Source organism: Microbacterium sp., assembly GCF_036823965.1.
GTDB lineage: Bacteria > Actinomycetota > Actinomycetes > Actinomycetales > Microbacteriaceae > Microbacterium.
In genome coordinates this window covers 201,443-215,970 of the sequence record NZ_DAITBE010000006.1, presented here as the reverse complement: position 1 = coordinate 215,970, position 14,528 = coordinate 201,443, and the positions used below count along the sequence as shown (strand labels likewise).

General features: G+C 68.7%; 12 protein-coding genes. 5 read left to right on the top strand and 7 right to left on the bottom strand.

The window, feature by feature from the left end; translation table 11 throughout:
* Positions 1–80: 80 nt before the first annotated feature.
* Genes rdgB through murI form a run of 3 tightly spaced genes read right to left on the bottom strand, consistent with a single transcriptional unit; the run spans position 81 to position 2,299 of the window.
* Entirely contained in the window at positions 81–674 is a 594-nt protein-coding gene (rdgB, locus tag V7Z82_RS12235; protein WP_334151829.1) for an RdgB/HAM1 family non-canonical purine NTP pyrophosphatase, read from the bottom strand.
* Positions 674–1,411, bottom strand: coding sequence for a ribonuclease PH (rph, locus tag V7Z82_RS12230; RefSeq protein WP_334151828.1), 738 nt, complete (start codon positions 1,409–1,411; stop codon positions 674–676). The genes rdgB and rph overlap by 1 nt, the downstream gene beginning before the upstream one ends.
* 51 nt (positions 1,412–1,462) lie before the next feature.
* The gene (gene murI / locus V7Z82_RS12225; RefSeq protein ID WP_334151827.1) at positions 1,463–2,299 is read right to left on the bottom strand and encodes a glutamate racemase; all 837 of its coding nucleotides are present in this window, start codon (positions 2,297–2,299) and stop codon (positions 1,463–1,465) included.
* Between the two features lie 62 nt (positions 2,300–2,361).
* On the opposite strand from murI, the gene V7Z82_RS12220 reads away from it, so the two are divergent.
* Positions 2,362–3,687 (top strand): nicotinate phosphoribosyltransferase, encoded by a 1,326-nt coding sequence (locus V7Z82_RS12220; RefSeq protein ID WP_334151826.1) that lies wholly within the window; start codon positions 2,362–2,364, stop codon positions 3,685–3,687.
* Between the two features lie 18 nt (positions 3,688–3,705).
* Here V7Z82_RS12220 and V7Z82_RS12215 read toward each other — a convergent pair whose 3' ends face one another.
* The 3 genes from V7Z82_RS12215 to V7Z82_RS18125 form a co-directional block, all read right to left on the bottom strand.
* The gene (locus V7Z82_RS12215) at positions 3,706–3,972 is read right to left on the bottom strand and encodes a DUF3039 domain-containing protein (RefSeq protein WP_045279772.1); all 267 of its coding nucleotides are present in this window, start codon (positions 3,970–3,972) and stop codon (positions 3,706–3,708) included.
* A 41-nt stretch (positions 3,973–4,013) separates the two neighbouring features.
* A complete protein-coding gene (locus tag V7Z82_RS12210; protein WP_334151825.1) occupies positions 4,014–5,486 on the bottom strand; it encodes a hypothetical protein in 1,473 nt (490 codons plus the stop codon).
* 68 nt (positions 5,487–5,554) lie between these two features.
* Positions 5,555–6,421 carry an ABC transporter ATP-binding protein gene (locus V7Z82_RS18125; protein WP_442927634.1) on the bottom strand — a complete coding sequence of 289 codons (867 nt, stop codon included), beginning with the start codon at positions 6,419–6,421 and terminating at the stop codon, positions 5,555–5,557.
* A gap of 1,271 nt (positions 6,422–7,692) precedes the next feature.
* On the opposite strand from V7Z82_RS18125, the gene V7Z82_RS12200 reads away from it, so the two are divergent.
* The 4 genes from V7Z82_RS12200 to V7Z82_RS12185 all read left to right on the top strand — a co-directional run bounded on the left by V7Z82_RS12200 (position 7,693) and on the right by V7Z82_RS12185 (position 11,395).
* The gene (locus V7Z82_RS12200; RefSeq protein ID WP_334151823.1) at positions 7,693–8,385 is read left to right on the top strand and encodes a phosphocholine cytidylyltransferase family protein; all 693 of its coding nucleotides are present in this window, start codon (positions 7,693–7,695) and stop codon (positions 8,383–8,385) included.
* A gap of 94 nt (positions 8,386–8,479) precedes the next feature.
* The gene (locus V7Z82_RS12195; RefSeq protein WP_334151822.1) at positions 8,480–9,481 is read left to right on the top strand and encodes a hypothetical protein; all 1,002 of its coding nucleotides are present in this window, start codon (positions 8,480–8,482) and stop codon (positions 9,479–9,481) included.
* Between the two features lie 103 nt (positions 9,482–9,584).
* Positions 9,585–11,174: an acyl-CoA carboxylase subunit beta gene (locus V7Z82_RS12190; RefSeq protein ID WP_442927630.1), complete on the top strand. Its 1,590-nt coding sequence runs from the start codon at positions 9,585–9,587 to the stop codon at positions 11,172–11,174.
* On the top strand, positions 11,171–11,395 hold the full coding sequence (locus tag V7Z82_RS12185) for an acyl-CoA carboxylase subunit epsilon (protein ID WP_334151820.1): 225 nt from the start codon (positions 11,171–11,173) through the stop codon (positions 11,393–11,395). Before V7Z82_RS12190 ends, V7Z82_RS12185 begins: the two co-directional genes overlap by 4 nt.
* Positions 11,396–11,429: 34 nt before the next feature.
* Here the strand turns inward: V7Z82_RS12185 and V7Z82_RS12180 are convergent, their stop codons facing one another.
* Complete coding sequence (locus tag V7Z82_RS12180) at positions 11,430–14,447, bottom strand: alpha-mannosidase (RefSeq protein WP_334151819.1); 3,018 nt, start codon at positions 14,445–14,447, stop codon at positions 11,430–11,432.
* Between the last annotated feature and the right edge of the window lie 81 nt (positions 14,448–14,528).

Genomic DNA, 14,528 nt, shown 5'->3' with positions numbered 1-14,528 from the left:
AGGGCGATTTCGGCTAGTCGATAACAGGAACGATTCTCAGGCTCAGCAGCAGGATGCTGCAGCGCCGCCGGGGTGTCGGATCAGAGCGCGGTGAGCAACGGCACGAGCTCGGCGAACGCCCTCGCACGGTGCGATTGCGACTGCTTCTCCTCGGCCGTGAAGTCACCGACCGTGCGCTCCTCGTCAGCCGGCTGACCGTCCGGGATGAAGATCGGGTCGTAGCCGAAGCCACCGCCGCCGGAGGCGGCGTGCGCGAGCCGTCCCGGCCAGTCGCCGACCACGACGTGCTCGGCTCCGTCTGCTGTCACGAGCGCGATCGTCGAGGTGAAGTGAGCGGTACGGTGCGGGTCGGCGATGTCCTGGAGCTGGTCGAGGAGCAGCTCCAGGTTCGCCGCGGCATCCTTCTTCTGCCCGGCCCAGTAGGCCGAGAACACGCCGGGCGAACCGCCGAGCACGTCCACGCAGATGCCGGAGTCGTCGGCCAGCGCAGCGAGCCCGGTGTGAGCTGCCGCGGCGCGGGCCTTGATCAGGGCATTCTCCGCGAATGTGACTCCGTCCTCGACGGGCTCGGGGCCGTCGTAGCCGACGACCTCGAGATCAGGCCGCGCCATCGCGACGATCTGCTGGAACTCCGCGACCTTGTGCGGATTGTGCGTCGCGAGGACGACCTTCATCACTCGCCTGCCAGCGCCGCCAGCTGCTGATCCTTGAGCGTCGCGCAGCCGGCGACGCCGAGGTCGAGCAGCGCATCGAGTTCGCGCTTGTCGAAGGGTGCGCCTTCGGCGGTTCCCTGCACCTCGACGAACAGCCCGCGACCGGTCACGACGATGTTCATGTCGGTCTCGGCGCGCACATCCTCGACGTATGCCAGATCGAGCATGGGCTCGCCGTCGATGATGCCGACCGAGACGGCGGCGACCGAGTCGCGCAGCGGCGTCGCGTTCTTGCCGATGAACTTCTTCTCGCGGCCCCACTCGATCGCATCCGCGAGCGCGACGTAGGCGCCGGTGATCGCAGCGGTGCGCGTGCCGCCATCGGCCTGCAGCACGTCGCAGTCGATCACGATCGTGTTCTCGCCGAGTGCCTTCGTGTCGACCACTGCGCGAAGGGCGCGGCCGATCAGGCGCGAGATCTCGTGCGTGCGGCCGCCGATGCGACCTTTCACGCTCTCACGGTCGTTGCGGCTGTTCGTGGCGCGCGGGAGCATCGAGTACTCGGCCGTGACCCAGCCCTTGCCCTTGCCGGTGAGCCAGCGCGGCACGCCGTTCGTGAACGACGCCGTGCACAGCACCTTCGTGCCGCCGAAGCTGATCAGGGCAGAGCCCTCGGCGTGCGCGCTCCAGCCCCGCTCGATCGTGATCTCGCGGAGCTGATCGGTGGAGCGGCCGTCGGCACGGACGATGTCGGTCATGGGAGTCCTTCGTTCGGGGGGGGTGAGGGTTCGGGTGAGCGGTGCGTCGGGTCAGTGCGGTTCAGGGAGCGCGTGCGGAAGCGTGATGACGCCGGTCTGCACGAGCTGCACGTCACGGACCTCGCGGCCCATGAGACGGTTGGCGAGGGCCGTGAACTCGACGGTGGAGTCGCCGGTCGCCTCGTAGACGTAGGTCGCCACGGCACCGGGCGAGGCCAGGAGGTCGCCACGGACCAACTGGCGATAGACGTCGCCGGCCGTCTCGTCGTCACTGGAGACGAGCGTGACGCCCTCCCCCATGACGTAGCTGATCGCGCCGCGCAGGAACGGATAGTGCGTGCAGCCGAGCACGAGTGTGTCGACCTCCGCCTCCCGCAACGGAGCGAGGTACTGTTCGGCGATCTCGAGGACCTCTGGCGTGCCGGTGATGCCACCCTCGACGAACTCGACGAAGCGCGGGCACGCGGCGGTGAAGACCTGCAGCCGCTCATTCACCTCGAGCATGTCCTGATAGGCGCGGGAGCCGATCGTGCCGACTGTGCCGATCACACCGACGCGGCCGTTGCGCGTCGTGGACACCGCGCGTCGCACCGCCGGCCCGATGACCTCGACCACCGGGATGTCATAGCGCTCGCGTGCGTCCCGCAGCATCGCGGCCGAGGCGGTGTTGCACGCGATCACGAGCATCTTCACGCCCTGGTCGACCAGGGTGTCGAGCACCTCGAGCGAGTATCGTCGGACGTCGGCGATGGGCTTGGGCCCATAGGGCGAGTGCGCCGTGTCGCCGATGTAGACGAACGATTCGCGGGGCAGCTGAGCGCGGATGGCCCTGGCCACCGTGAGCCCGCCGACGCCTGAGTCGAAGATCCCGATCGGTGCGTCGTTCATGACTCACCAGCCTAGTCGCGTGCGAGCAGGTCATGCATCGCGACGCTCACTAAGCTGAGCGCATGACCACGTCGACGGCGCTGCTCACCGATCGCTACGAACTCACGATGCTCGCGGCCGCACTCCGCGATGGCACTGCGTCTCGTCCGAGTGTCTTCGAGCTGTTCTCCCGACGATTGTCCGGCGGGCGCCGATTCGGCGTCGTGGCGGGCACCGGACGGCTGCTCAGCCTCATCCGCGACTTCCGGTTCGGCGACGACGAGCTGCGCTTCCTGCGCGACAACGACATCGTGGATGCCGATTCCCTCACCTACCTCGAGAAGTACCGCTTCACCGGGTCGGTCAAGGGCTACCGCGAGGGCGAGCTGTACTTCCCCGGCTCCCCGATCCTCACGGTCGAGGGGACGTTCGCCGATGCCGTGGTGCTCGAGACGCTCGCGCTGAGCGTGCTCAACCATGACTCCGCGGTCGCCACCGCCGCGTCTCGCATGAGCATCGCCGCCGGCGAGCGTCCGCTCGCCGAGATGGGTTCTCGCCGGGCAGCCGAGCAATCGGCCGTCGCAGCGGCCCGCGCCGCGTACATCGCCGGGTTCAAGGCGACCAGCAACCTCGAGGCCGGCCGCCGATGGGGCATCCCGACCATGGGCACTGCTGCGCACTCATGGACGCTGCTGCATGACACCGAAGAGCAGGCGTTCCAGGCCCAGGTCGACAGTCTCGGTCCTGGCACCACACTGCTCGTGGACACCTACGACATCCGGACCGGCGTCGAGACGGCCATCCGCGTCGCCGGCACCGGGCTCGGCGGGGTCCGCATCGACTCGGGCGACCTGCCGATCGTGGCCGGGGAGGTGCGAGCGCAGCTGGACGAGCTCGGAGCGACCGGCACGCGCATCACCGTGACCAGCGACCTCGACGAGTACGCGATCGCCGCGCTCGCGGCATCCCCCGTCGATTCATACGGCGTCGGCACATCGGTCGTGACCGGGTCCGGGTATCCCACGGCGAGCATGGTCTACAAGCTCGTGGCCCGACAGGACTCCGACGGCTCCTGGGTCGGCGTCGCAAAGGCCTCGACCGACAAGGCATCGCATGGAGGGCGCAAGGCCGCGTTCCGCACGCTCGAGGACGGCGTGGCCGCCGCGGAGACCATCCTGGTCGCAGACGGCTTCGAGCAGCTCGACGCGCCGGCCGAGCACGTCGAAGGTCGGCCGCTGCAGGTGACGTTCATGGATGCGGGCGACATCGACGAGTCGTATGAAGGTGCGCCGGGCACCGCATCGGCACGGGCGCATCACCTGCGCGTGCGCGAGGAGCTGCCGGTGCGGGCGCTGGCGCTCAGCAAGTCGGATCCGGCGATCCCGACGGTCTACACCGACATCGCCTGAACTGTCGGACTGCGTCCGTCAGTTCATCATCGACTCGTAGATCTCCTTGCACGTGGGGCAGATCGGGAACTTCTCGGGGTCGCGCCCCGGAGTCCACTTCTTGCCGCAGAGTGCGCGCACGGGCTTGCCCGTGATCGCCGACTCGAGGATCTTGTCCTTCTTGACGTAATGCGAGAATCGCTCGTGGTCCCCTGGCTCCAGGTTCTCCTCGCGGAGAAGCTCTTCCAGTTCGCGATCAAGCGTTGTCACGCCGCCCTGATCGGGGCTGTCCAGCGGAGTACTCATCCCGAGAGTCTAGCCGCGCCGACAGCCCCGTGGGCGCTCGATCATGCCGTCTCGACGAACTCCATCAGACGTTCACCGCTGCGCTCGAAGATCCGGCCGCCGAGGGCGACACCCGCTGCGAGCACGACGAGCCCGATGCCGATGCCGACCCAGAACGTGACCACCGCGAACTGCGGGCCCTCGATGATCGTGGCCCCGAAGAGCCAGATGACGGGCGCGCTCACGACGATGGCACCGAGGAACGCGGCGGCGGGACCGAAGGCACCGCGCGACGTCGGACGCTGCGGCTGCTGGAACGGGCTGTCGCCAGGGCGAGACACCGCATACGGTGCGACCACCGAGACGATGCTCGAGATGCCGAGCGCGGAGAACAGGAGGCTCGCGGCGAGTCCGGTCAGCGGCATCAGCAGACGCCAGTCGGAGATCGTGAGCAGCGAGAGCGGGATCACGATCGCGAGCACCGGGAGCGCGACCAGGAAGACCGGCACGAGGCGGCCGAGACGGTCGGGCACGCCCCGCACGCCGCTCGCGACGTGCGTCCAGAGTGCGGTCGAGTCGTAGGCGACGTCGTTGTGCGGGAGCCACCCGAAGAACAGCGCCATCACCGGTACCGGGATCAGCGCGGCGATCTCCAGGGGCACGCCGGCGACCAGCAGTGGGAACACCGTCAGCACCCCGGCCACCGGCACCACGATGATGTTCATGATGTAGCGGCGGTCGCGGAGCCAGTAGACGAGGCTGCGCGACGCGATCGCACCGAAGGCATTCGACGGCAGCAGTCCGAACCAGCCGAGCCCGGTGCGCTCTCGCGCGGTGACGGGGCGTTCGGTGGTCGTGAGCAGCCGACGCACGAGCCACGCCCACAGCGCGCTGAGCGCGACCAGGGTGACGACGGCGATGATTCCGCTGGTCCAGGCGGCTGCGGTGTCACCGGCGGCCGACGCGAAGAGGAAGCCAGGAGCTGCCGCGAGCGGACTCGCTCCGAAGACCCCGGTGAGCGACTGGAGCGACGCGGGGACCTGTCCGTCCCACCGGAGGGAGGCGAAGAAGACCGCGACGGGGAACGCGACGACGATGAGCGCGAGCGCGAACACCGCCGTGAGCTCCCGCGAGCGTCGCTCAGGGAGGAAGAGCGCGTTGAGCGCCATCCCGATCCGCGCGATCAGGACGGTGCTGATCGCGCCGATGATGGTCACCAGCACGGCCGGCAGCCACGGCGCACCGGCCTGGATCGCGACGACGCACACGCTGATGTAGACGGCGAGAAGCGCGAGACTCGGCACGCTCACGAAGGAGGCCAGCACGAGCACCCACGGCATCCGGCGCTCGTCGACCCCGAACACCGCGAACCGACGGGGATCGAGTTGGTCGACCGTGCCGACGAGGATCGGGCCGACGAGGAAGCCGAGCAGGATCGCGGCGCCGCCCAGCACTGCGACGGTGCGCGCGGCGGCGACCGGCGCATCGGCGAGCGTGAGCACGGCGATGCAGACGGCGGCGGTGACCGCGATCACGGCCGCGAACGTGATGAGTGTTCGAACTCGACGCTCGCCGCGCAACGACCCGATGAGGAGTGCGAACCTCAGTCGGAGAACATGTGCAGCCACTCGAGTCCCTCCACCTCTCCGATACCGCCGGAGAGCTCGACGAAACGAGCCTCGAGCGTCTGACCTGCGCGGACCTCGTCGATCGTGCCCTCGGCGAGCACTTCGCCGCCGACGATGATCGCGACCCGTGAGCACACGCGCTCGACCAGATCCATGCCATGGCTCGACAGGATCACGGTTCCGCCGTGCGCGACATATGCACGGAGGATGTCGAGGATCACGGCGGACGACACCGGGTCCACGGACTCGAACGGCTCATCGAGCACCAGCACCCGCGGCGAGTGGATCATGGCTCCGGCGAGCATGATCTTCTTGGTCATGCCGGCCGAGTAGTCGGAGACCACTCGACTGAGGGCATCGCCGAGATCGAACGCTCTGGCCAGGTCGGCCGTGCGCTTCTCGATCACACTCGACTCGAGCCCGCGGAGGAGTCCGTAGTAATAGAGCAGCTGTCTTCCGGTCAGGCGGTCGAACGTGCGCAGGCGGTCAGGCAGCACGCCCATCACCCGCTTGGCTGCGAGCGGCTGTGCGGCCTGATCGATGCCGCAGATCGCGATGCTGCCGGCATCGGCGCGGAGCAGGCCGGCGACGATCGACAGCGTGGTGGTCTTTCCGGCGCCGTTCGGTCCGACGATGCCGTAGAACGAACCGGCGGGCACGGTGAGGTCGATCCCGTCGACCGCATGATTGTCGCCGAAGTGCTTCACGAGACCGCGGATGCTGATCGCGTCGGCAGTCGTCCCCTCGGGGACCTCGGCGACGACTCGCGTCGCCGCAGTGCTCGGGGCTGCCTCAGGTTCCGGCGACGCCTCGGGCTGAGTCACCACCTCCGACTCGGGCAGCACCTCGGGCTCGGGCTGCACCTCGGGCTCCGGCTGCACCGCAGGCTCAGCCGTCAGGACGGCATCCGAAGCGATCGCACCCGGTGCCTCCGCGCCGGGGACGACCTTCTCGGATTCGTCGGTCGACTCGATCACGGACGCCCCCGTCTCGGCGTGGACATCCGCCACGCCATCCGTCTGATCTTCGACCACGTCCGTGGCGAGAGCCTGTTCCGCCACGCGGGCTTCCTCAGCCAGGCGGGCTTCCTCAGCCAGGCGGGCTTCCTCAGCCAGGCGGGCTTCCTCCGCTGCCTGCGCAGCTGCCGCCTTCGCGGCCGCGGTCTTCGCCGCCGCCGTCCGTGCCGCTGACGTCTTGGCAGAGGCAGACCGAGCGGCGGTCGTGCGCGCCGTGGTCTTCGCAGCGGCCGACTTGGCCGCCGCCGTCTTCGCTGCCGCGGTCTTCGCCGCCGTCGACTTCGCGGCCGTTCCGTTCGCCGCGGTCGACTTCGCCGCCGTGTTGCGGGCAGCGGCGGTCTTCGCAGCGTTCGTCGTACCTGCGCCGCTCTTGGCTGCCGACGCAGCGGCAGTCTTCTTCGCAGCCACGGTCTTCGCCGCCGTCGACTTGGCCGCAGTCGACTTGGCCGCAGTCGTCCTCGCCGCAGTCGATCTCGCAGCCGTGGTCTTCGCGACGGACGTGTGTGCGGGCGTCGCGCCCGGAGCCGACACCGGCTCGATCACGACATCGGTCGACGGCGCGGCTGTCTCGGCTGCAGTCTTCGCAGCGCTGCGCGCAGCGGTGGTGCTGCTCGCCGGAGCCTTGCGAGCCGGAGCCTTGCGAGCCGGAGCCTTGCGAGCCGGAGCCTTGCGAGCAGCGCCGGTCGCCTTCGCCGCAGGCTTCTTCGTCGTCGACGCGGGGCTCCGCTTCACCGGCGTCTTCTTCGCCGTGGAGGCATCCGCATCGGGCGTCGGGGTCACAGGGTCGTCCACCTGGTCGGTGCGGTCGTCAGGGGAGGAAGTCACCGTTCTACGGTATCAAGGGGTGACGACAAGCCGAGGGTCCGCGCAACAATTCGCGGTGCAGGGTTTCAGACTGCGCGATCTGAGCGATATCTCTTGACGGGACGACGCATGGTGTCCGACCCTGGGTGTTGGGTGTGTACTCGATCACGAAATGGCAACAGGGCACCTCTGCCCCGGGGCTTCCCAGCGGAGATCGCTAGCATGAACTCGGCACGAAGAAGTGTCCGGCCGGTGAACCGGCCCTGAACACACTTTCTTTTTTAGGAGCACTCGTGACTCTTCAGACCGTCATCCTCGCAGCCGGAATGGGCTCGCGCCTCGGACGCGCCCTGCCGAAGCCGCTCACCGAGCTGAGCGATGGACGCACCATCATGCGCCAGCAGCACGACAACATCCGCGCCGCCTTCGGGTCGGACGCCCGCATCACCGCCGTCGTCGGCTACCGCGCCGAGACGATCATCGATGCATTCCCCACCGCGAACTACGTGCACAACGAGCGCTACGACGAGACCAACACCTCCAAGAGCCTCCTGCGCGCGCTGGCTGCGACCGGCAGGAGCGGCGTGCTCTGGATGAACGGCGATGTCGTCTTCGACCCGATGATCCTCGGCCGCGCGGCTGCGTACATCGAGCGCGACCAGTCGTTCGTCACCGTCAACACGTCCAAGGTCAGCGACGAAGAGGTGAAGTACACGGTCACGGCCGAGGGCTTCATCAACGAGCTGTCCAAGACCGTCAAGGGCGGGCTCGGCGAGGCAGTCGGCATCAACTACATCTCCGCTGCGAACAAGAAGGCGTTCATGCGCCAGCTGCAGCGCGTCGAGGACCAGGACTACTTCGAGCGCGGTCTCGAGCTGGCGATCGCCGAGGACGGACTCCTCCTCGAGCCGATGGACGTCTCCGACCTGTACGCGGTCGAGGTCGACTTCGCCGAAGACCTGGAGCGCGCGAACCTCTTCGTCTGATCAGGGGCCTTCCCCGATCGAAACGCCGGGAGCCGCATCCTTTCGAGGATGCGGCTCCCGGCGTTTTCGCGGCATGGATCCATAGGATCGGTGCATGGCCGACAAGGTGCACAAGATCCACTCGCTCCCGGATGACTCTCCGTGGGACAAGGGTGTGCCCCCGACGGGGTCTCCGGAGCATCCGATGATGGTGCGCGGGCTCGATCGGGTGCTCTCGATCCAGCGCCCGCTGGTGCTCGCACACATCCGCAGCATCCGCCTCCGCAATCCGCAGGCGACGCCGGCCGAGATCGTCCGGATCCTCGAACGGCGCTATCTCGCCGCCGTCACCACCGGTGGAGCAGCCGTCGGCGCGACCGCCGTGGTGCCCGGCATCGGGACCGGCGTCACCCTCGCCCTCTCCGGCGTCGAGACGCTCGGATTCGTGGAGTCGACCGCGCTCTTCGCACAGTCCGTCGCCGAGGTGCACGGCATCGCGATCGCGAATCCCGATCGTGCCCGCGCGTTGGTCATGACGCTGATGCTCGGCAAGGAGGGCGTCGACCTGGTCGGTCAGCTCGCCGGTCAGGTCGCCGGTCGCGGCGGCAACCGTTCGTCGTACTGGGGCGAGCTCGTGACGAAGTCGCTGCCTCGTGCCGCGGTCGGCCCGCTGGTCGACCAGCTGAAGAGCATGTTCGTGAAGCAGTTCGCCGCACGAGGTGGCGCGTCGTTCATCGGCAAGGCGCTCCCGTTCGGCGTCGGCGCGGCGGTCGGCGGTGCCGGAAACCACATCCTCGGCCGCCGCGTGCTCACGACCTCGCACCGCGCGTTCGGCGCACCCCCGGTCGATCTCCCGCTCGAGCTGGAGCCTGTACCCGGTGCGGAGAAGATGGAGCTGCAGATGCTGCGCGGCGCTCGCTACGCAGGGAACGCCATCGCCGGCGCAGCCGGGACGGCGGCCCGCGGCGTCGGGTGGGCCGGTCGCAAGGTCGGTGCGCTGACGACGCGCCGATCTCGCGGCGGGGACGACGACCGTGCGGAGATCACCTCGGAGTCCCTGGGCGATCACGAACTGCCGTCGGGCATCGGCGACGACGTCACAGACCGCACGCGCTGACCCTCGCAGACGGTGCGCTCTCCCCGGAGTCGCCAAAGGATCACGCGACCCGTTGTGCCGAGCATCCAACAGACCGCGCCGCAGCGACGCTAGGGTGGAATCCGTGACGGACAAGCCCGACCTCTTTACCACCGCCGGCAAGATCGCGGATCTGCGCGCTCGCTACACCGAAGCCGTCGTCGACGCTGAAACGAAGGCGAAGGAGAAGCAGCACGCCAAGGGCAAGATGACCGCCCGCGAGCGCATCGAGCTGCTCGTCGATCCGGGGAGCTTCGTCGAGTTCGACGAGTACGTGCGGCACCGCACGACCGCGTTCGGCATGGATCGCTCCCGCCCCTACGGCGACTCCGTCGTCACAGGTGTCGGGACCATCCACGGACGCACCGTCGCCGTGTACTCGCAGGACTTCTCGACCTTCGGCGGCTCGCTCGGCGAGGTCGCCGGCGAGAAGATCATCAAGATCATGGAGTTCGCCATCGCCGGCGGCATGCCCTGCATCGGCATCCTCGACTCCGGCGGAGCCCGCATCCAGGAGGGCGTCGTGGCCCTCGGCAAGTACGGCGAGATCTTCCGGCTGAACACCCGGGCATCCGGCGTGATCCCGCAGATCTCGATCATCATGGGCCCGGCTGCCGGTGGCGCGGTGTACTCCCCCGCCCTCACCGACTTCGTGATCATGGTCGACAAGACCAGCCAGATGTTCGTGACCGGCCCCGACGTCATCAAGACCGTGACCGGCGAGGACGTCGGCATGGAGGAGCTCGGTGGCGCCCACACGCACAACACCCGCTCCGGCGTCGCGCACTACCTGGCGCAGGACGAGGACGATGCGCTCGACTATGCGCGCACGCTCCTCAGCTTCCTGCCCGACAACAACATGTCCGAGCTGCCGTCCTACGAGGGCGTGTTCGAGTTCGAGACGACGGATGCCGATCGCACGCTGAACACGATCATCCCGGACTCCGCGAACCAGCCATACGACATCAAGACGGTCATCGAACACGTGGTCGACGACGCCGACTTCCTCGAGGTGCAGCCGCTGTTCGCGCCGAACATCGTGATCGGCTTCGGCCGCATCGAGGGTCGCTCGGTCGGCATCATCGCGAACCAGCCGTCGCAGATGGCTGGGACCCTGAACATCCAGGCCGGCGAGAAGGCCAGCCGCTTCGTGCGCTTCTGCGATGCGTTCTCGATCCCGATCGTCACGCTCGTCGACGTGCCCGGCTACCTGCCGGGCACCGACCAGGAGTGGGAAGGCGTGATCCGCCGCGGCGCGAAGCTCCTGTACGCCTACGCCGAGGCGACGGTCCCGCTGGTCACCGTCATCCTGCGCAAGGCCTACGGCGGCGCCTACATCGTGATGGGTTCCAAGCAGCTCGGCGCCGATGTGAATCTCGCCTGGCCGACCGCCGAGATCGCGGTCATGGGCGGGCAGGGCGCCGTCAACATCCTGTACCGCGGCGAGATCAAGAAGGCCGAGGAGGCGGGCGAAGACGTCGCCGCCGTCCGCACGCGCCTCGCCAACGAGTACACGTACGACGTCGCCTCGCCCTTCCTCGCGGCCGAGCGCGGCGAGCTCGACGGCATCATCGAGCCGGCGAACACCCGCGTCTCGATCGCGAAGGCGCTGCGCTCACTCCGCGGCAAGCGGGCGGAGCTGCCGCCGAAGAAGCACGGGAACATCCCGCTGTGAGCGACCAGGCAGACGAGCAGCCGCCGACGCTCGAGATCGTCCGGGGCTCAGCGACCGACGAGGAGCTCGCGGCGCTCATCGCCGTCGTCAGCGACGCCTATGCCACGGAGGCAGCGGACGCCGTCGCCGAGGTGACGCAGGTGTCGGCGTGGACGCGCATGCAGCGCCCGCTGCGCAGGCCGCTGCGCCGTGACATCCCCTGGGGACGGTTCTCCGGCTGATCGCGGCTCGCCGCCGCTGCTGCGCGCTGCGCGCTCAGAGGCGTGGTCGGCGGAACCGCAGCGTCACCAGCTGGAACGCGCGGAGCTCGACCTCGACGTCGCCGTTCGAGACGCCGCTCAGGGCTGTCGGCTCGATCTCGCGTTCGATCAGGTCGGTCTCGATCACGCCGTCGAACTCGAAGGCCGCCGTGATCCTCGCCGCTGTCCGTCCGCCGTGCGCCTCGTACAGGCGCACGATCAGGTCGCCGCTCCGGTCCTCCGCGAGCTTCACGGCCTCGACGACCACGGCATCCGACGACACGGCGAGCAGCGGCGCCGCCGGCCCTGATCCACGGATGTCCCGGGTCGGCAGGTTCAGCCGGTACCCCTCGCGCACGGCGTCCGCGATCGAGGCACCGGGCCGCACGCTCACCCGGAAGGTGTGCTCGCCCTGATCGGCATCCGGATCGGGGAACAGCGGCGCACGCAGCAGCGACAATCGCACGGTCGTCGCCGTACCGCCACCCGCACGCGGCGTCCGCGTCATGTCGTGACCGTAGGTCGAGTCGTTCGCCACGGCGACGCCGAACCCCGGCTCGCCGACGTGCACCCAACGGTGCGCGACGGTCTCGAAGCGCGCCATGTCCCAGGACGTGTTCGCGTGGGTCGGCCGGTGGATGTGCCCGAATTGGATCTCCGAGGTCGCACGCTCCGTGTGCACGTCGAGCGGGAAGGCGAGCTTGAGCAGCTTCTGCCGCTCATGCCAGTCCACCGTGGTCTCGATGTCGAGTGCATGCGAATCAGGGTGCAGGGTCAGAGCCTGCGTGATCCGCGAACCCCCCAGCTCGCGGATCACGCAGACGACCGCAGCCGACGCATGCGGGATGATGTCGATCGAGACCACGTCCGTCACGTCCACCACGTGACGGCGATAGTGCTCGTCGATGTCCCAGGCATCCCACTGTGTCGGAGTATCGCGATGCAGCTGGAGCAGGTTGCCCCGCTCACCCGCCGCGATCGCCTGTCTCCCCGTCGCGCGGACGACGAGTGAGGTGATGAGCCCCGCACCGTCGATCAAGACGGTGAGGTGCTCGTTCTCCAGCTCGAATCCGCTCGTCGTCCGCGCGACTGTCGCAGAGATCTCAGGTCCCTGCACCGCGGCGATCCCCATCGCCGCGGATCCCCCTCCGGCGTAGGGCCCGGCGTTCGCACGCAGCTCGGTGTCACCCGAACCCGCGACGACCGTCAGCGACCCTGCGATGATGCGCTCCGTCGAGGCGAGCACCTCGGCGTAGCGAAGTTCTGCCTCCCGGTGCACCCAGGCGATGGAGCTGCCGGGAAGGATGTCGTGGAACTGCTGCAGCAGCACGGTCTCCCATGCCTCCTGCAGCTCCTCGTACGGGTACGGCGCGCCACGCAGCGCGGCGGCGGTCGCCCACAGCTCGGCCTCGCGCAGCGCGTGTTCGCTCCGGCGATTCCCGCGCTTCGTCCGCGCCTGCGACGTGTACGTTCCGCGGTGGAACTCCAGGTACATCTCCCCGGTCCATACCGGCGGGTCGACATACTCGGCCTCGGCCGCCTCGAAGAATCTCCGCGGCGAGGACAGCTCGACGGTCGGCGACCCCTCCAGGGAACGGAGGCGCGCCGCTGCGGCGAGCATCTCGCGATTCGGGCCTCCGCCGCCGTCGCCGTAGCCGAACGGCACGAGCGAGGTGTTCGCCGCGCCCTTCTCCGCGTACTGGCGCTCTGCGCGCGCGAGCTCGTCGGAGGTGAGGCGTGCGTTGTACGTGTCCACCGGCGGGAAGTGCGTGAAGATGCGTGTGCCGTCCATCCCCTCCCAGTGGAAGGTGTGGTGGGGCATCACGTTGGTCTCGTTCCACGACATCTTCTGCGTGAGCATCCACCGCGATCCTGCAGCACGTGCGATCTGCGGCAGCGCTGCCGAGTACCCGAAGGAATCGGGCAGCCAGACGTCGAGCGGCTCGACGCCGAACTCCTCGAGGAAGAATCGCTTGCCGTGCAGGAACTGGCGGGCGAGCGCCTCTCCGCCAGGCATGTTGGTGTCGGACTCGACCCACATCCCCCCTGCCGGGTGGAAGCGGCCGGCAGCGATGGCATCCCGTAGGCGCGCGAACAGCTCCGGTTGATACTGCTTCATCCACGCGTACTGCTGGGCGGACGACGCGGCGAACTGGAAGTCGGGATCCTCGTGCTGCAGCGACAGCACGTTCGAGAACGTCCTGGCGACCTTGCGCTGCGTCTCGCGCACCGGCCAGAGCCACGCCGAGTCGATGTGCGCGTGCCCGACGGCGTGCACGGCGTGCGCGGAACCGGATGCCGGACGTGCGAGCACGGCGGCGAGGGTGTCACGGGCGGCGTCGATGCTACCCGTGATGTCGTCGGGATCCGCGGCATCCACCATCCGCTCGAGTGCCGCGAGGATCTCGGCACGGCGGGGTGACGCCTCCGGCAGCTGGCCCATGAGCCCCTGCAGCACGACCGCGTCCTGCAGCAGCTCCCACGCGGAGAGGTCGCGGACCACGACGTCGGCGCGGCGCAGCCGGTACAGCGGCTCGTCACCGGCGGTGTCCCACGCGCCGAGCGCGGTCGGCTGGAAGTCCCATCCTCCGGCGACGTCCGGGTTCGCTGCAGCCTCGAGGTACAGCTCGAACGGCTCGCCCGCTGCGGCGTCGAGCGGCACGTGCGCGTTGCGGGGCTCCACCGCCTTCACGATCGATCCGTCGATGCGGTAGACGGTGCCCTCGGACTGGAACCCCGGTTCGGCCGCGTTGAAGCCGAGATCGAAGACGAGTTCGGCCTGCTGCCCCGCCTGCACCTCCGGCACGACGCCAGTGATACGGATCCACATCGTGCTCCAGGCGCGGCCCCACGCAGCCCCGACACGGAGCGGGGTGAACTCCTGCGCCACAGCAGCAGCGAGCGGCACCGGCTCCCCCGGCGCCTGCCACGACGTGAGATCGAGCGGGGTCGTGCTCACCTCGACCGCCGGGCGAAGTCGCTCGTCCAGGAAACGTCGGATTCGCGCTTCGACGAGCGCGGAGTTGTGGTGCATCACAGGCTTCCGGTCGGTGGGGAGGCAGCATCAGATACTACATCGATTGGACTTACCGCTGTCAAGAGCCCCGGCGCCGCC